Origin of the sequence: Vibrio clamense (assembly GCF_050337905.1) — a bacterium.
In the GTDB taxonomy this organism is placed as follows: Bacteria; Pseudomonadota; Gammaproteobacteria; order Enterobacterales; family Vibrionaceae; genus Vibrio; species Vibrio cortegadensis.
Window position 1 is genome coordinate 13766 of record NZ_JAKJTJ010000036.1, and the last position, 17720, is coordinate 31485.

19 protein-coding genes and 2 tRNA genes are annotated in these 17720 nt (G+C 42.1%); 9 read left to right on the forward strand and 12 right to left on the reverse strand.

From position 1 onward, the window contains the following. Positions 1–87: 87 nt before the first annotated feature. The 3 genes from rluF to L4C39_RS18630 form a co-directional block, all read right to left on the reverse strand. Positions 88–1185, reverse strand: coding sequence for a 23S rRNA pseudouridine(2604) synthase RluF (rluF, locus tag L4C39_RS18620; RefSeq protein WP_429747404.1), 1098 nt, complete (start codon positions 1183–1185; stop codon positions 88–90). A 157-nt stretch (positions 1186–1342) separates the two neighbouring features. After that, positions 1343–1924: a DNA endonuclease SmrA gene (gene smrA, locus L4C39_RS18625; RefSeq protein WP_113795367.1), complete on the reverse strand. Its 582-nt coding sequence runs from the start codon at positions 1922–1924 to the stop codon at positions 1343–1345. Positions 1925–2122: 198 nt separating this feature from the next. Beyond that, positions 2123–2263 (reverse strand): DUF3149 domain-containing protein, encoded by a 141-nt coding sequence (locus L4C39_RS18630; RefSeq protein WP_017054223.1) that lies wholly within the window; start codon positions 2261–2263, stop codon positions 2123–2125. A 275-nt stretch (positions 2264–2538) separates the two neighbouring features. On the opposite strand from L4C39_RS18630, the gene L4C39_RS18635 reads away from it, so the two are divergent. Beyond that, positions 2539–2615, forward strand: a tRNA-Pro gene (locus L4C39_RS18635). Positions 2616–2876: 261 nt separating this feature from the next. Here the strand turns inward: L4C39_RS18635 and L4C39_RS18640 are convergent. The 3 genes from L4C39_RS18640 to L4C39_RS18650 all read right to left on the reverse strand — a co-directional run bounded on the left by L4C39_RS18640 (position 2877) and on the right by L4C39_RS18650 (position 7209). Further along, positions 2877–3752, reverse strand: coding sequence for a TraB/GumN family protein (locus L4C39_RS18640; protein ID WP_429747407.1), 876 nt, complete (start codon positions 3750–3752; stop codon positions 2877–2879). 235 nt (positions 3753–3987) lie between these two features. Then, positions 3988–4431 carry a DUF411 domain-containing protein gene (locus L4C39_RS18645; RefSeq protein ID WP_017053319.1) on the reverse strand — a complete coding sequence of 148 codons (444 nt, stop codon included), beginning with the start codon at positions 4429–4431 and terminating at the stop codon, positions 3988–3990. Positions 4432–4440: 9 nt separating this feature from the next. After that, positions 4441–7209 (reverse strand): heavy metal translocating P-type ATPase, encoded by a 2769-nt coding sequence (locus L4C39_RS18650; protein WP_429747409.1) that lies wholly within the window; start codon positions 7207–7209, stop codon positions 4441–4443. A gap of 246 nt (positions 7210–7455) precedes the next feature. Here L4C39_RS18650 and gltX point away from each other — a divergent pair, with 246 nt between their 5' ends. After that, positions 7456–8886 (forward strand): glutamate--tRNA ligase, encoded by a 1431-nt coding sequence (gltX, locus tag L4C39_RS18655; protein ID WP_017053317.1) that lies wholly within the window; start codon positions 7456–7458, stop codon positions 8884–8886. Positions 8887–8996: 110 nt separating this feature from the next. On the opposite strand, the gene L4C39_RS18660 is transcribed toward gltX, so the two are convergent. Continuing rightward, positions 8997–9503, reverse strand: coding sequence for a Fe3+-citrate ABC transporter substrate-binding protein (locus L4C39_RS18660; protein WP_113795364.1), 507 nt, complete (start codon positions 9501–9503; stop codon positions 8997–8999). Between the two features lie 357 nt (positions 9504–9860). On the opposite strand from L4C39_RS18660, the gene L4C39_RS18665 reads away from it, so the two are divergent. Then, a complete protein-coding gene (locus L4C39_RS18665; protein ID WP_113795363.1) occupies positions 9861–10118 on the forward strand; it encodes a DNA polymerase III subunit epsilon in 258 nt (85 codons plus the stop codon). A gap of 147 nt (positions 10119–10265) precedes the next feature. Here the strand turns inward: L4C39_RS18665 and L4C39_RS18670 are convergent. Together L4C39_RS18670 and L4C39_RS18675 are read right to left on the reverse strand one after the other, a co-directional pair. Continuing rightward, positions 10266–10342, reverse strand: a tRNA-Arg gene (locus L4C39_RS18670). Positions 10343–10395: 53 nt separating this feature from the next. Next, a complete protein-coding gene (locus L4C39_RS18675) occupies positions 10396–11529 on the reverse strand; it encodes a flagellar assembly protein FlgT (protein ID WP_113795375.1) in 1134 nt (377 codons plus the stop codon). Positions 11530–11714: 185 nt separating this feature from the next. Here L4C39_RS18675 and L4C39_RS18680 point away from each other — a divergent pair, with 185 nt between their 5' ends. Then, entirely contained in the window at positions 11715–12350 is a 636-nt protein-coding gene (locus tag L4C39_RS18680) for a FlgO family outer membrane protein (RefSeq protein WP_029203444.1), read from the forward strand. Between the two features lie 9 nt (positions 12351–12359). Then, positions 12360–12791, forward strand: a complete 432-nt coding sequence (gene flgP, locus L4C39_RS18685) for a flagellar assembly lipoprotein FlgP (protein ID WP_017053312.1) — start codon at positions 12360–12362, stop codon at positions 12789–12791. Positions 12792–13073: 282 nt separating this feature from the next. Here flgP and L4C39_RS18690 read toward each other — a convergent pair whose 3' ends face one another. The 3 genes from L4C39_RS18690 to flgA form a co-directional block, all read right to left on the reverse strand. Next, positions 13074–13499, reverse strand: coding sequence for a flagella synthesis protein FlgN (locus L4C39_RS18690; protein WP_429747413.1), 426 nt, complete (start codon positions 13497–13499; stop codon positions 13074–13076). A 19-nt stretch (positions 13500–13518) separates the two neighbouring features. Continuing rightward, positions 13519–13839: a flagellar biosynthesis anti-sigma factor FlgM gene (gene flgM / locus L4C39_RS18695; protein ID WP_017053310.1), complete on the reverse strand. Its 321-nt coding sequence runs from the start codon at positions 13837–13839 to the stop codon at positions 13519–13521. 194 nt (positions 13840–14033) lie between these two features. Further along, complete coding sequence (gene flgA / locus L4C39_RS18700) at positions 14034–14780, reverse strand: flagellar basal body P-ring formation chaperone FlgA (protein ID WP_017053309.1); 747 nt, start codon at positions 14778–14780, stop codon at positions 14034–14036. Positions 14781–14857: 77 nt separating this feature from the next. Here flgA and L4C39_RS18705 point away from each other — a divergent pair, with 77 nt between their 5' ends. The 4 genes from L4C39_RS18705 (at position 14858) to flgC (ending at position 17708) form a co-directional block, all read left to right on the forward strand. Continuing rightward, positions 14858–15778, forward strand: coding sequence for a chemotaxis protein CheV (locus tag L4C39_RS18705; protein WP_113795361.1), 921 nt, complete (start codon positions 14858–14860; stop codon positions 15776–15778). 11 nt (positions 15779–15789) lie between these two features. After that, positions 15790–16617, forward strand: coding sequence for a protein-glutamate O-methyltransferase (locus L4C39_RS18710; protein WP_017053307.1), 828 nt, complete (start codon positions 15790–15792; stop codon positions 16615–16617). A 274-nt stretch (positions 16618–16891) separates the two neighbouring features. Continuing rightward, positions 16892–17287 (forward strand): flagellar basal body rod protein FlgB, encoded by a 396-nt coding sequence (gene flgB, locus L4C39_RS18715; RefSeq protein ID WP_017053306.1) that lies wholly within the window; start codon positions 16892–16894, stop codon positions 17285–17287. Between the two features lie 4 nt (positions 17288–17291). Further along, positions 17292–17708, forward strand: coding sequence for a flagellar basal body rod protein FlgC (gene flgC, locus L4C39_RS18720; RefSeq protein WP_017053305.1), 417 nt, complete (start codon positions 17292–17294; stop codon positions 17706–17708). The last annotated feature ends 12 nt before the right edge of the window (positions 17709–17720 follow it).

Genomic DNA, 17720 nt, shown 5'->3' on the forward strand with positions numbered 1-17720 from the left:
AGTCAAAGCAATTTGAGCCACAGGCAATAAAAAATCGCGACGTATAAGCCGCGATTTTATCAATGTCTATGAGATTCGTTTATGAGATTACTTTTTCAAGCTCAACGTACCGCTGACTCTTTTAGATGCGGGTTTATTTGGGCGCTGCCCTGAATGGCTCGGACGTGAGTCGCGCTTCCCATTTGCATCTCGGCTTGAACGTCGGTTGTCATTACGATCATCATTTGAGTATCGACGGTTCTCTGAACGTCCGCCAGTTGAACGCCCATCACTTGAGCGGCCCTCACTTGAACGACCAGAACCGCGCTTGCTGTTTGGTGCGTGTCTGAATTCATCACTACCATGACCACTATAGATTTTATGCTTAGGTGCGTTCTCAGCCTGTTGACGCGCATCGTAAAGTTTTGCATCGGTCGCTTTTTTGATGCGATGTCCTTTGCCGTCGACTTTTGAAGCCTCTTCAGTGCCGCTAGAACCCTCACTCATACGCAGTATCTCAGACACTTCATCATCCGTTAAATAGCGCCATTTTCCATTAGGGATGCCATCTAAAGAGATATTCATGATGCGTACACGACGAAGCTTAAATACTTCAAAACCTAGCGCTTCACACATACGGCGAATTTGGCGGTTAAGCCCTTGCGTTAAAGTAATGCGAAAAGAGTATTGAGTCTCTTTGGTGACTTTACATGGCAGAGTGACAGTATCTAAAATTTCAACGCCAGAGCTCATTTTATCTAAAAAGTGCTGAGTGACAGGTTTATCGACACGAACCACATACTCTTTTTCGTGATTGTTCCCTGCGCGTAAAATCTTGTTCACAATATCGCCATCATTGGTTAGAAAGATTAAACCGTCAGATGGTTTATCTAAGCGACCAATAGGGAATATACGTTTCCTGTGACCAATAAAATCAACAATGTTGCCAGGAACATCACGTTCAGTGGTACAAGTAATACCTGTCGGCTTGTTGAGAGCGATATAAACAGGGGCTTCTTTTGATTTTACTGGTTTACCATCAATGCATACTTCATCGCTAGGAAGCACTTTAGTGCCCATTTCAGGGATAGTGCCATTGATAGTAACTCGACCAGCATCAATCAGTTTATCTGCTTCTCGACGGGAGCAGAAACCTGTTTCACTGATGTATTTATTGAGGCGTTTAGCTTGGGATTCTTGTGACATGAGGTTCTCTTAGCGTTTCACAACGATTGTTTGGATAAGAAATTAGGACGATTAAAAAAGCAACTACCGAGATAGTTGCTTTGATGCTTAGGTTAATTTTAACACTAACTTTAAAAATCAGCACGAACTTTAAAGTTGTGATGATTTATTGCTGGGATCAGCTCATTCGTTTTTGATGGCGCTCTCTATTTTCGAGTTTCTGCTCGGCACTTTTTCTCAATAAAACATAAACAGCGCCAAACCCACCATGAAAATGTTGTGCGCTATGAACGCATTGAACGTCTTTAATTTGTTGTAACCAGGTTGAAACGTAGCTTTTCATTAATGCTGGTGGATTAGAGCGTTCGCCTTTGCCGTGCACAATGACAACCGTTCTAATGTCCATCTTTAAGCATTGACGTAAAAAACGAACAACCTCATCACGCGCATCTTTCAACGTGTAACGGTGTAAATCAAGACGAGCTTGAATAGGGTATTTTCCGAGTCTTAATTTTCGGTATACCCCTTCTTGGACGCCATCTCTTTTAAATTCAATCATGTCGTCCGGTTTAAGCATGGTGGCATTATCAAGAGAGAGGTACTCAGGATCACTTTCAGTCAGCCATATCGCCGCTTCACGTTTAGCGAGTTGGGCTTCGGTGACTTGATGAACCTTGGTGTGCTCTGCAGTATCGTGAGCCATTGGAGTTACGTCACTCATCATCTGTTGAAACAGATCTAAATCTTGGTCTTGAGACATAAGTGCATCTCAGTTAGTCAGTCATAGTGAAATTATATCAATTGAAATTGAAAAAGGACCAGACGGATAGAGAAGTTTTCGAAGGCGGAAATAAAAAACCGGAGTGGATATGATACCGACTCCGGAGCAAAGCGATTATCTATTTATTGGTGCCATTTTTAGAAAAATAAATGTGGCGATTAAATAGGGCTAAGCGAGCTAGTGAGGAGATTTGTCATGCGTAACTTTGTAGATGATGAAACCGCCGTAAAACAGCATCAGACCTAGAGCACTAAGAATTACTATCATTGAAGATAGTCCCACAGCATTACCAAATAGGAGATCAAGCCAAAAGTCCATGTTTCCTCCAAAGTTCGTAGACAGACTTTAAAGTAATGTGTTCAGAAGTTGTTCACTCTGATCTGGATCAATAATGTTGCTAAGGTTAAGGGAATGTTTCTTGTGGTGTGTTTTTAATCACACTCTAGCGTTTTTTGGTGCTTATCTGAGCGAACGAAATAAAAAATTAAAAAAACAAAGAAAAGCACTTGCGTAACTCTTAAGAATCCGTAATATACGCATCCGTTGACAGGCAAAACGCCTAGTTCAAACGAGTTTATGAAAGATAAACATCTCGGTGAATAGCGCAGCTTGGTAGCGCATCTGGTTTGGGACCAGAGGGTCGGGGGTTCGAATCCCTCTTCACCGACCACATTAAGAAAAAGGCCTTATCGAAAGATAAGGCCTTTTTCGTTTCTGTCGTATAATTTTGAAGTATCGCTTCAGGTGTATAGCTTGAGTTAGTTGCTAACAAGAGTGGGGTTCGCCTAGTGTTTAAATCTGGCTCTTCACCGACGGCACTAAGAAAGGTTTTATCGAAAGATAAGGCCTTTTTCGTTTCTGTCGTATAATTTTGAAGTATAGTTTCAGACGTATAGCTTGAGATGATTAAAAGGCTAAAAGGCTCGTAGGGCTAAAACTCGCAGCCTGCAGGAGTACTTTTTGATCGTTGATGAATGGCGAATCCTTTCCGTTCTAATAACGAAAGCAAGTTGCGCTCTCCCGCTAAGTGCAAAGTACCGACAACAACCAAATATCGCCCTTTTCCTTGAATGAGTTGATCGCCATCGAGCTTATCTGCCCAGTCATGGTTGCGCTGAGAAACGAATCGCTCACTTATTACGTGGTTTATTTCAGATTCTTCAGACAGCTGTTGTAGGTTTTCAATATCACCAGCCTTCCAACTCTTGATTAAGCAGTGTGTAATATCCTCACCGTCATCCCACTCTTCGAGCCCGCTGGCTAATAATTCAATTCCACCATTTGGTAACTGAGTGATGAGATCGATTTGAAATTGAAGCGACTCTAAACCGATAACAGGCTTATCTGACAGTGTGGCTTGTATCACCAGGTTGTTATCGATGCCATATTCTGAAGAGTAACCAAGTTGCTTAAACTGTTTCGCCTGGATAGTCAGCGCCGTTGCCCACGGTGGGGATTGAAGTAGATGGTCGGGTGCAATTTCAAGTTGGCGTGCAATTGTTTTTAGTTTCTGTTGCTGCTTTTTAGATAGTAACTCTTCACTAGTAATAGTGGTTGATGGGTAGCGAATGCCATGATCCTTTCTCGTATCCGTTTCTACGATAAGTCCATCACTCTGCTTTAAGTATTGGAGGATAAAACTAGGAAGAGGGTAGAGAGATGCGTTGCCCACATGGACAGAGCCAAGAATGATAAGCTCTTTATCTCCTTTAGTTGCAGACCAGTAAAGAGGTTCTGCATGAGCCAAAGCTGAAATAAAGAAACTAATCCCAAGTAAAAACGTACGAACTCTAGAAGTCTTAATCACGATTTATCATCCATTCAAATCTTATTTATTATCATGATTGTCGCTAGTCCACATTCAGGTTGTCAATTCTATTCTCCTACAAAGCGAATGCTTATCAGATTAATGCTTCTAGATTGAATCCAATAACCACTTCTTACCTGGCATTTATCTGTTTATATCTCTCCAAGTGGGCACTTCTATGATCAAAAAAAGGAGCTCAACACATCTGCTGGCTCCTTTTGGTTAATCGAAATAATTACTTCTTTGCTTCATAATGACGGTATTCGTAAACTTGCCCCTTCTCGTTGAAGGCATACACCGAGTATTCATCTCGTTTATGTCCATACTCCATACCCGGAGAGCCCATCGGCATACCTGGAACGGCAAGCCCTTTGGCATTCTTTGGTGGGTTGTCTAAAAATGCTTGTATATCTTCAGCGGGTATATGCCCTTCAAATACATAGCCGTTAATTTCAGCGGTGTGGCAAGATGCAATTTCTGGTGTGATCCCTAACTTCTGTTTTACGGGATTCATGTTTTCATGCAGTTGCTCTTTGACGTTAAAACCCGCGTCTTTCATGTGCTGAGTCCACTCTGTACAGCAACCACAGTAAGGGGATTTATGGTTAAGAACATCCGTTGCTAAAGCTTGGCCAGAGACAAAAGTGAGCGCGGTTAATGCTAAAATTTTACTATTCATAAAAACACCTTATCGATTTGTGTCGTGAGTTTGTGGTTTGAACAGACGCAAGCGGTTTGCGTTACTCACCACGGTAATTGAAGATAGCGCCATCGCTGCACCTGCAACGACAGGGCTAAGTAAGAAGCCAAAAAATGGATATAAAACACCAGCGGCGATTGGAATACCTAGCGAGTTATAGACAAAGGCACCAAATAAGTTCTGTTGCATATTTCGAACGGTAGCTTTAGACAGTTCAATGGCATTTAGTACTGCGATTGGGGATGAGTTTAGTAGCGTCATTTGTGCACTCTCTATGGCGACATCACTGCCACTTCCCATGGCAATTCCGACATCAGCTTGAGCTAAAGCGGGTGCATCATTGATACCATCACCGACCATAGCGACAATTCCGTTATTACGTTGTAGCTGTTCGATATGTTGAGCTTTCTCATCAGGCAAAATTTGCGCGATAACCTGGTCAAGGCCTAATTCATCAGCAATAGCTTTTGCGACGTGTTGGCTGTCTCCGGTGAGCATGACGGTGCGAATACCAGCTTGCTTTAATTGAGTAATGGCGAGTTTCGCATCGGGTTTAATTGGATCTGAAATGGCGATAATGCCGCTGAGCTGGTTATCGATAATGACGACAACGGGCGTCCATGCAGACTTTTTACATTGAGAAATAGCATGCTTTGCTTCGGAAAGATCGGCGTTGAGCGTTTCGGCATGCTGAAGTGATGCGATGATAATATCCTTGCTATCGATTGTGGCTTGGATCCCTTTCCCACGCAGGTTGCTAAATTGGCTATGTACCAAAGGTTCTAAGTGCCGCTCTTGAGCATATTGGCATACCGCTTTCGCTAATGGATGCTCTGAATGACGCTCGGCAGAGTAGGCGAGGGTGAGCAAATCATTATCTTCAATGTTGAACGAAAACAGTCGTTGGACGCTAGGTTTTCCTTGAGTTAACGTTCCTGTCTTATCAAACACCACCGTATTAATCTTACTGGCAGATTGTAGAACATTAGCATCTTTAATTAATATTCCTAGTTCTGCTGCTTTACCAACGCCGACGGTCACCGAAAGCGGTGTAGCGAGACCTAAAGCGCAAGGACAGGCAATGATTAGAACGGTTGTTGCGACGACTAACATGTAGCTCGCTTTAGGATCTGGGCCGACCCAAAACCAAATAAGCGCAGAGATCACCGCAATAGCAACGACGACAGGGACAAACACCGCAGAGATAGAGTCAGCAAGTTTGGCAATGGCTGGTTTACTGCTTTGTGCTTGACGTACCATTTGAATAATACGGGCGAGCATTGTATCGCTGCCAACGCCTGTCGCTTCCATGACGAGGCTGCCGTCACCATTGATAGTACCCGCAGAGAGTGCGTCACCTAGAGCTTTGACGACTGGAACGGGTTCACCTGTCAGCATTGACTCATCAAGATAAGATTCGCCATCGAGCACTTTGCCATCGACAGGCACTCTTTCACCGGGTTTTATTCTCAAATGCATACCCAGTTGGATAGCATCAACAGCAATTACCTGTTCTGAGCCATGGTTAACTAAGGTTGCTTGCTGTGGTTGAAGGTTGATTAACGCTTGTAAAGATTGAGTCGTGTGCGCTTTTGCTTTTGCTTCAATATAGTGACCAAGTGAAATTAACCCGATGATCATTGCACTGGCTTCGAAATAGACATGACGAGAGGCCATCGGAAACCAATCTGGAATGAGCACGACAAATATAGAGTAGAGCCAAGCAGCACCAGTACCGAGCGCAACTAAGGTGTCCATTGTCGCCCGTTTATGTAAGACCGACTTCCAAGCATTGATGAAAAAGTGTTTCCCTGATGTGGCGAGTAACCATAAGCAGAGTAATCCAACCATTCCCCAAATCAGTTGATCGTGAGTTGTACGGATCATCATGTTGCCGCCTAGCACTCCCCAAAGCATCAGAGGTGCACCGAGTAGCAGCGCTGTGATCGCATTTTTGCGGTATATTTTCTGTTCTTCTTGTTGTTGCTCAAGCTGTTTTTGCTGCTGGATTTCAGGAGAATGAACAAATTCAGCGTGATAGCCAGCCGCTTCTATCGCAGCAATTAAAGGTGTTTGAATCACCTCTTGCTCGGATACCGAGAAAACTAATGCGCTCTGCTCAGCAAGATTAATCTGAACGTGTGATACCGCTTCGACAGAGAGACAAGCTTTCTCGACTGAAGAGACACAACTTGCACAAGTTAAGCCTTGCAGTAATAAATGATAACTGTGATTGGATTGGGCCTTTGCTGGTGGCGCGTCTGAATGAGGTTCTGCTATTAAATCATCACTTGCTAATGGTGTTGGCTTGATGACTTTCTCAGCGATTGATTGCTCATCGGCGGCAGTTTGCTTGTCTGAGGCTTCTGACTCAAGAAGAGGAGACGCTTGGTAACCTACAGATGCGACTAAGTCGATAATTTGCTGTGATTTCAGGTCGGTCACTAACGTTAATTCGGTTGTCGTGACAGAGAAGACACCAATATGAGGGTGCTGCTCAAGGTGTTGACTGAGCTTCTTTACACAGCGGCCACAATTTAATCCCGATAGAGAGAATTGAACCTTATTCCCAGCATGGTAACCGAGTGATTCTACAGTATTGATAATATCGGTCAGCGAAAGTGGCGTGTCTACCTCAAGCATTGTCGGGCTGATATCAATGACAGTGCTTTCAGAGTGCTCTACTAATGCTCGTTTGACTTTATTCGCGCACCCCATGCAATTTAATCCATGAAGCGGAAGGGTATAGTGGTTCATGAGACAACCTTAATGGTAAGACACACGATTAAGATAAACCTTACCTTAAGGGTAAGGTCAATGTTTGATGACAAAAAAAGAGATTGGTTAGAAAAACAGTCACAATGATGATGGAGGATAAGAAATTTAAAACAGCACGATCATTGTAGATTTGCTTTAGGGTGGTAAAATGTCGCCACTTTAAATCCTTGTACTCGTAGTGAGCTAACTGAAGTCTCGCTACCCATTTATTCCTAAGGAAATCAAATGACGGTTAAAACTCGTTTTGCTCCTAGCCCTACTGGCTATCTTCACGTTGGTGGTGCACGTACTGCATTGTACTCTTGGCTTTATGCTAAAAACCAAGGCGGTGAGTTCGTTTTACGTATCGAAGACACTGACTTAGAGCGTAACTCTCAAGAAGCGGTAGATGCGATCCTTGAAGGAATGCAGTGGATGGGTTTAGAGTGGAATGAAGGTCCTTACTTCCAATCTAAGCGTTTCGACCGTTACAACGAAGTCGTAGAACAGCTACTTGCAGAAGACAAAGCATACAAATGTTACGCTTCTAAAGAGTTGCTAGACGAAATTCGTGCAGAGCAAGAAGCAAACAAAGAGATGGCTCGCTACGATGCTAACCACCCTAAAATTGTTGCAGCAAATGCAGCAGCAACGGGCGATGAGCCATGTGTTATCCGTTTCCGTAACCCTAAAGAAGGTTCGGTTGTTTTTGATGATCAGATCCGTGGCCGCATTGAAATTGCAAACAGCCAGTTAGATGATCTGATCATTCGCCGTACAGACGGTGCTCCAACGTATAACTTCGTAGTGGTTGTTGATGATTGGGATATGGGCATTACTAACGTTGTTCGTGGTGAAGATCACATCAACAACACACCACGTCAAATCAACATTTACAACGCATTAGGCGCACCAGTTCCGACTTTTGCTCACTGTGCAATGATCCTTGGCGATGATGGTGCAAAACTGTCTAAACGCCACGGTGCTGTATCTGTTATGCAATACCGTGATGAAGGCTACTTGCCAAATGCACTAAACAACTACCTTGTTCGTTTAGGCTGGTCTCACGGTGACCAAGAAATTTTCTCTCAAGAAGAGATGATTAACTTATTTACTCTTGAAGCGGTAAGCAAATCAGCTTCAGCGTTCAATACTGATAAGTTACTTTGGTTGAACAACCACTACATTAAAACGTCTGAACCTGAGTATGTTGCAAAATACCTGCAATGGCACTTAGATAATCTAAACATCAACACCGAAAACGGTCCTGCTATTACAGACGTGATCACGCTAGTGGGTGAGCGTTGTAATACATTGGTGGAATTAGCTGAGCAATCTCGTTACTTCTACGAAGATTTCTCTGAGTTTGAAGCGGGCGCAGCGAAGAAACATCTACGCGGTGTAGCGAAAGGCCCACTAGAACTTGCTTTGGCAAAAGTGGAAGCGCTAGAAGACTTCACAACAGCAAACATCAAAGATGGTGTGATTGCAGCGGTATGTGAAGAGCTAGAAATCGGCATGGGTAAAATTGGTATGCCACTTCGCGTAGCAGTAACAGGTGGCGGTCAGTCTCCTTCTGTTGATGCGGTAATGGAGCTTGTTGGTAAAGAACGCGTGATTGCTCGTATCAAGATGGCTCTAGAGTTTATTGCTGAACGTGAAGCGAACGCTCAATAAGTTTAAGCAGTAACCAAAACATAAAAAGCCTCATAACTTATCGTTGTGAGGCTTTTTTTTGATTGTTAGTTGGTCTTAAATCTTGGAGCGTTTTGAATCTTAGCTAACCGTTATTTCAAATCAATACTGTGCAGTCGGCCCATAAATTCAAGAATCTTCAAGTTATCTTTGTGTGCCACAAGTAGTGCTTTTTTCGTTTGGGTATAAGCGGCAAGTTTTCCATGCTTATTGATAGAGCATACTTTGGTGCGATAGCGGTATTTCCCGTCATCGCATAACTCACGCCACTTTGCGATATAACAAGCGTCACGATGATCTGGGTCCGCCAGTGTCGGACTTGGTTTGTAGACAATGCTTGGTTCTAAATTATGAGGGAGACGCGTCATCAAGTAAGGATCTTTGAGTAATTTTCCCCAAAATTTCCCCCACATCTCTTTACCAAGCTCATTGCGCAATGCAATTGCTTTTTTTAACCCTTCTTTCTCACCTATTTTGATGAAACCAACAGAGCGGTGCATCACCGTATCATCAGGCGTATGAATATGAATTTTAAACGCGGTCTTGCTCTGTGAGATAAAGCGATGACCTGTACTGGTTTCTAGATTGCTTTTCTTCATAAGGCTTTATTGTTTACAGTTTTGTTAATTGTAAGAGGTAACGTCTAAAAGTAGAAGTATCAATTGAGTATAGGAAAGAAAAATTGAGAAGGTGATACAAGTTTGAGAATCGGCGAACGTTGAGTTATTACTCTTGGTGCATAAGAGGTTTTATGATTGTAACTCAACGTCCGTTTAAATCTAAATGTGTGGTTAATGCTTTTTGAATATCAACGATGTATTGATGCCACCAAAAGCAAAACTTCAATGAGTATCATGCTAGTATCTCCCTATCAGCGATATGAATGTGAAATAGAACTCATTTGCTTGACTGAGCGTAGTGAAACCTACCGTGATTAACTAATGAGGATAGAAGCGATGAGCAAGTTAAATGCTGAACAGAGAAAAGCACGAGACGATGAGCGTTTTTCACAACGAGTGAATGAGCGCAGAGAGAAAGGTGAAGATGTTGTAGCGTATGCGCTTGGCAATAAGAAAGCAGTTAAATTTTTAACTAAGTCAGAGAAGAAAAATCTAAAAGAACGCCGAGCAATGATTCAAGAAGAATTAAAAATAAAAGAGCAACAAGAGCTTGAAAGAATTGAAGCCGCGTTTACGGAAGATAATGCAGAGTAGGTTGTTTATATTTTGATAACCAGCTTTCTTGGAAAACAGCAAGAAGTTTGGGGCTGTCGTTCCAACGCTAGATTTCAAACATTGCTTGTGTAGTGACAAAAAACAAAAGGGCTAAGAAGTTCACTACTTCTTAGCCCTTTCTTTATATGGCGCTCCCGACAGGATTCGAACCTGTGACCTGCCCCTTAGGAGGGGGCCGCGCTATCCAGCTGTGCCACGGGAGCATGGTGCTTATCATACTCAATAAAATGAATAAGTTAAGCACTCGTTCTGATTTTTATAGCTGTTTGTTCATAACATCACCAATTTGGATACTTCCAGCAAGGTTGGGCTGATCGACGGTGAGCTCCGCTTCATTTTCATACACACGAGATACCGTTAGTGTAATGTCACTCTTCGATACTTTATTTCGAGGCAGGCCATGTTGATCGATAAAAGAGCCAGTGTGCCAAAGGGTGAGTTTGTCGCCTACTTGAACCCCATGTAAACGGCCTAAGTCCATTGTGATGGTGTTGCCAAACACTGCCACAACTTCTGGTAAGGTAATTTTACATGACACTTCAGATTCCAAATCTAGCATGATATTTCGGCTGACTCTAAGGAGCATTTCGCCGTAGGTGGATGCCCAGAAACGAGCGCTACGAGTATCGACTTGGCTGGTTTTAGCAAAAGGCCATTTCGCTACTTCACGGTAGTTTCGGTTGTAGACTTCATTGCCTGTTTTACCGTCATAAATGTGCATTTCGAGAGCAAATTGGCGGTTGATAATATCATCACGCAATAGTTTAGATTCAATTGTTGCCGTTAAATCAGTAATGACACCACCAATAATATATTGAGCACCAGTATCTTGGGCGATCATTTTTAGCATTTCAGGTCGCTTAGCATCTATTTCGTAATCGGTGGTTCCGACAGATATAAAGCTTCGAGATTCCTGATCAAGCTGTCTATTAACTACGTGGCTAAAATCATCACCAACTCGGTAAATTTGTCCCATAACCGCTTGTTGAGGTGACGCTACGTCAATATTTCCGACTAAGAATGTCTTCTTATATTGATTGGACTGGCAACCATTTGCCGAAGGGTAGATATCAATTCTTGCTTTTACCACCATTTGATTGCCACGAGAACGTTGAGATTCAATCAGAATGTAGCGAACTTCGTGGTTGGTGAACTGATACTCCTTTCTACTTTCTTCCAGGAATGGTCTTAGAGCACTGATACTGCCGATATTTGCCCCAGAAAAGTTGACGGCTTGATAAACAGCATCTTCCAAAGCATGGACTCTTGCCACCTCATCAGACGAAACAATAGTGGCAACACCTGTAACTTCATACCAAGAGGCATTGACACTAAAAGAGGCTAGTAGTGCTAATGTTGTTGATATTATAAGAGAAAATAGTTTTTTCATTCGATTATTACCAGTTGGGTATAAATATTGCTTTAGGTTTCTGTAGCTGATTTCGGTGCTGCTTTTCTTAATTCGACAATTTATGAAAAGCAAAGAACGTTCCAATATTGTAATTCATTAAGAGAGAGTAATGTATACAAAGAGATATTGGGCAAAGCACTAGCATTTATCTGGAGAGTAAGAGAATGAAAAAGTGGCTTATAATGGCAACTGTGATGTTATTGACGTCATGTGCCTATTCACCGATATATAATGGTAAAGAACCGTATTCGGGTAGTCAGTTCATGCTGATGGATACCCCCCGACATACTATGGATTTCTTCGTCGAGAGTATGACTGAAGAGCTAATGATATCAAACACAAGCGTGTCTGCGCGTACACCTATAGCAGTGACCTCTTTTGTTGATCTGCAAAGTATGGATGCGACAAACTGGCTTGGCAACTCAGTGTCTGAAGGTTTTATCCATCAATTGCAACGCCGCGGTTTTAAGGTCGTTGACTTTAAAGCGACAGGGTCGATTCAAGTGACCCAGCAGGGTGACTTTGCTTTGAGCCGCGATTGGAAAGATCTCGCGCAAGAGCAAGATATCCAATATATTTTGACCGGAACAATGTTGCGTCAAGAAGGTGGTGTTTTGGTTAATGCCCGTGTTGTAGGTATGCAAACTCGAATTGTTGTGGCTACGGCACAAGGTTTCCTTCCTGCGGACAGAATTGGCCGTGATTTAGATACACTGAATAGTATTAGAACTCAGGATGGCGTTATTATCCGCTCTGATCCAAGAATGAAGCAGCCTTATACTGTTATTCTTCGTCCATAGGTATTGGTTATGAAAAAAGTTATATCTCTAATATTTGTTTTGATCCTCGTGGGTTGTCAGCCACTGCAAACAATGCGTGAAGATGAAGTTCTTGTCGCGGTTGGTTATGCCAGCATTAGCGAGCAAAGCGGTAGAACGGATGAAGAGAGACGAGTAAGAGCAATGAGAGCGTCAAAACTGGATGCTTACCGTGAGCTTGCTGAACAAGTCTACGGCATGCGAGTCAGTGGGCGTGCAGAGCTACAAGACCAACGCTTAGGTACAGAAGCAACATCAGGTGCCGTTGATGGTGTGATTCGAGGTGCTGAAGTGTTGAGAAGCTATCCGGTAGGCGATAGTTATGTGACTGAGCTGAAACTTGATATTCGTAAAATGGATAAGCTACGTGATTATGGTGAAGTACAACAAGTACCAGATAACCGTAGACAAACTCTGTTTTAGAAATATGAATAGATAGATGAACCAAAGTATGGTTCCAGTTTGAATCAGTCAACCAGTAGCAATATAGGCTAGTTTACGTTTTTCTCCAGAGAACCAATTAGCCATATAACGGTTATGTCCGATTTATGTGAAACTGTACAGACGGCAAAAAGCGGCTATCAAAGCCGCTTTTTTATGTTCTTATTTTAATGCACTAGCATTGCTGATGAGCTTCTGTGTCTGTTATTTAGTTTTGAATTATTCAGCTTTGAACGATTATACTTTAGACGCTTAAGTAGTCGCTTATGCTTTAATGTTGGTGCCTAGGGTGGAAACCGAATTTGTTTGGCCTCCTGCATTATAGGTCATACCAACTTTGCCTTGGCTTTGCTGCATCAAGTTATTCAGTTTATTGAAACTTAATTGCGCTCTTTGCAGGGCTTCACCATTCGCACTATTCGCTTGTTGACAATCATGAATAATAGATTGAATAAGAGAGACCATTTCAGCAAGTTCTGGGTCTTCTTTAAGCTCTGCAACATTGGTGTGTGATGCAATTCGTTGATCAGTCTGCCTTAGCTGACTAATTAGAGTCACTTTTTCTTTTGCGATGCGTTCAATATCAACGGATACACGGCTAGTGATCGCAATTTTTTCAAGATCAAGACGTTCAGACAGGTCCTGAGCATTCTTGAGTTGATAATTGACTAAATCAGTTAAAGTCGCCATCGTTTATTATCAGCCTCGATTAGGCTTCAAGCCCTGAAAATTCATTTTCAAATTTCATCATGTTATCAGCCAGTTTTTCTGGATCTACGCTGTATGATCCATTAGAAATAGCTTCTTTAATTGCTGCTACCTTAGCACTATCAAAACTCGGTTGAGATGCCATTTGTTGGTGAAGTTGACCAATCGCTTTACCTTGCTGGCTTAGCGATACTTCGTCTTGCTTACCCGTTGCTTTAGGTGCAGATTCCGAGCGACTTGATGCATTCGATTCTGCGCGTGCAGAACTACGATTTGTCGTCGTCATGGGTTGCCCGGAACGTATGTTATCAATACCTGCCATATAAGAGCCTTACTTACGAATTTAGAAACCTGTACAGTCAATATCGACGTCAGGAAGGAATACTTTAGCCTTTTTTAGTGATTATTTAATCATCATATCTTAAATAGAATAATTTAATTGCTTTTTTATTGAACGACAACGAGTTAAATAGCAAACAAATTGCACTTTAAGCATAAAAATAAAGCTTTTAGAGATTAAAAATAGATAGTGACTTCAGCAATCCCTGTCACTTGCCCATCAATTATACGCTTAGATGTATCATTTTTCACCCGGACCTGATCACCCGTTGACCCGTCCTGAAGAGAGGTTCCTTTAGTTGTGATAGTCATTCCAGATTTGACGGCTCTTATTACCACTTTTTCATTTCGACACACAATGCAGACATCGCCACGCTCAACAACCTCTCCTGGGCGAATACTTTTTTTCAATTTTGCGCCAATAACAAGCTTAGGATCCGAAAACCCTTGGCGTCTAAAGCGGTGCAGTTCTATCATTCCCATAGTGAGATCGCTTTGGCTGATCAAGTCCCCACGAGAGAGTGATCGGGTCGCGGTGACGAGCGGAACGGAAATGGATAAACGAACAGGCACATATATTCGCCAGTTATCTGCTTCGCATTGCACAAGAACATTGATGTTACTGGTAGAATTGCTAGAATTTGAGGCACTAGTTTTGAGCGGTTGAGGGCAATCACTCGCCTTCACTCGAGAATCAATATTTGCCGCTTGTACTGATAGTTCCCCCCCTGGTGGTTGCTGAATTGTATCGAAAATGTGATTTTCAGCAGCTTTCTGGATCAATTCAATTTGTTGTTCTGTAGCCGCGTGGGAGAAAAAACTAAACAAAACGAATAAAATGCCGATAGACTTAACAAAAGTTTTATAGAAAGCTCTACACTTAGTGATGGAAAATGGATCTAAATTATTCATATAATATGCCATTCTGTTTCTCTGTTCTTCACGTAGACGATAATAGACTATCATTTTTGAGATAAAAAGTTTGAGATGGAGATGAGCTTATGACGGGTGTTCTTGATTCAGTGAATCAGCGTACGCAACTTGTTGGTCAAAACCGATTGGAACTTTTAACGTTTCGTCTAATGGGACGACAACGTTACGGTATCAATGTATTTAAAGTAAAAGAAGTACTTCAATGCCCTAAGCTTACTTCAATGCCAAACTTGCACCCATTGGTTAAAGGCTTGGCACATATTCGCGGTCAAACTATTTCCGTGATTGACTTGAGTGCCGCAATTGGTGGTCGTCCTACAACAGACATAGATAAGTGCTTTGTTGTTATTTCTGAGTTCAACCGTACTATTCAAGGTTTCCTTGTGAGTTCTGTCGAGCGAATTATTAATATGCACTGGGAATCTATCTTGCCACCGCCAGACGGAGCGGGCAAAGCCAATTACCTAACCGCTGTGACAAATATTGATAATGAGTTGGTAGAAATTTTAGATGTAGAAAAAATCTTAATGGAGATTTCACCTGCTGATGAGACGATGGATACCGACCTTGTTGAAGAGATTGCTCAAGTTGAACAAGAAAAAGTTCGCCGAATCTTAATTGCCGATGACTCAACGGTTGCTCGTAAACAAGTGCAAAGAGCGATTGAAGGGATAGGGTTTGAAGTTATATCGGTTAAAGATGGTAAAGAAGCTTATGAAAAGCTGATTGAAATGGCTGAAGAAGGTAGTATATACGAGCAAATATCGTTAGTTATCTCGGATATAGAAATGCCAGAAATGGACGGCTACACGCTAACGGCAGAGATTAGACGAAATCCGCATTTAAAAGATTTATACGTCATACTTCACTCTTCACTTAGTGGCGTATTTAACCAAGCAATGGTTGAAAGGGTGGGTGCAAACTCATTTATAGCGAAATTTAACCCAGATGAGCTTGGTACAGCAGTGAAAACTGCATTAACTAATTAAAAGAGACATTAATGACTGCAATAACTATAAGTGATCAAGAATATCGTGATTTTAGTCGTTTTTTAGAATCCCAGTGCGGTATTGTGCTTGGAGATAGCAAGCAATACCTAGTTAGAAGCCGTTTAAGTCCATTGGTGACTAAGTTTAAACTCGACTCTCTTTCTACTCTTCTAAGGGATGTTGTTAGCGGAAGAAATCGTGAATTGCGAGTTGCCGCTGTTGATGCGATGACGACAAATGAAACACTTTGGTTTCGTGATACTTATCCGTTTGCTGTTTTAGCTGACAAGTTATTACCGGAAATGGCAGCAAATAAACGCCCAATTAAGATTTGGTCTGCGGCGAGCTCTTCGGGCCAAGAACCTTACTCGATGGGGATGACGATCTTAGAGACTCAAGCTCGCAAGCCGGGAATGATACCTAATGTGTCGATTACTGCCACTGACATCTCTGCAAGCATGCTTGATATGTGTCGTGCGGGTGTTTATGACAATCTAGCTTTAGGTCGTGGTTTATCTCCAGAACGTCGCCGTACCTTTTTTGAGGACGCTGGTGATGGTCGAATGAAAATCAAAGACAATGTGAAGCGTCTGGTTAACTTTCGTCCTCAAAACTTGATGGACAGTTATGCATTAATTGGTAAATTTGACATTATCTTCTGCCGTAATGTTCTTATTTACTTCTCACCAGAGATGAAGTCGCAAGTACTTAACCAGATGGCAAATAGCCTTAATCCTGGTGGTTACCTGCTTTTAGGTGCTTCAGAGTCTTTGACTGGTTTAACAGATAAGTTTGAAATGGTTCGATGCAACCCTGGCATTATTTATAAACTGAAGTAGTCGACTCTGGCGTACACAATAAGAGGCCTAGCACTGTTGCTAGGCTTTTTTTTCGTCTGGACAAATTCATCCCTTCTATACTCAAGCAATGCCTTTCTTTCAGTGATGACTACTAAAGTGGGCTCATAGCTTAATTAAAGTCAAGATGGCTCATTTATTGCTAGATATTTATCAGTAGTGAAGATGAAATGTAGATTAGTAGTATTGATTTAAAAGTTGGTACGTTAATTGCTTTTATTTAACTATACGGTCAGTTCTTTAAGTTGAGGTAAACATGGCTATTTCTTTTGACAAAGCATTAGGTATCCACCAATACACGGTTGGTGTACGTGAGCGCAACGCTGAGGTTATATCAACCAATATCGCGCAAGCAAACACACCTGGCTTTAAAGCAAAAGGAATGGACTTTCAGAAAGCATTGCAAGCGGCAAGTTCAGGGGCAAGCATTGGTCTTAGCGAAACTGACGGTCGGCATATTTCTGCCTCTACAACAGTGACTGGGGAAAAACTGTATCGAGTTCCTACTCAGCCTGATACTGGAGATGGCAACACAGTCGATGTTGATTTAGAGCGTAACTTGTTTATGCAAAATCAAATTAGACACCAAGCCTCTCTTGACTTCTTAGGAAGTAAATTCAAGAACTTAACTAAAGCACTTAAAGGGGAATAATTAGATGAGCTTATTTAATGTATTCAATGTAACAGGTTCAGCCATGAGTGCGGAATCAGTTCGTCTTAATACAACCTCTAGTAACTTAGCGAACGCGGACAGCGTAAGTAGTTCTGTTAAAGACACTTACAAAGCTCGCCACGCGGTGTTTGGTGCGGAATTAAGTAAAGCGCGTTATAACCGTGACCATAACGTGCCAGTGAAAGTATTAGGTATTGTAGAAAGTGATAAACCACTCAATGCAGAATATAACCCGGATCACCCATTAGCGAATGACGAAGGTTTTATTTACAAACCGAACGTTAACGTGATGGAAGAAATGGCAAACATGATATCAGCTTCTCGTGCGTACCAAACGAACGTACAAGTAGCGGATTCAAGTAAACAGATGCTGCTGCGTACGCTGCAGATGGGTCAATAAGGTTCAGGGGGT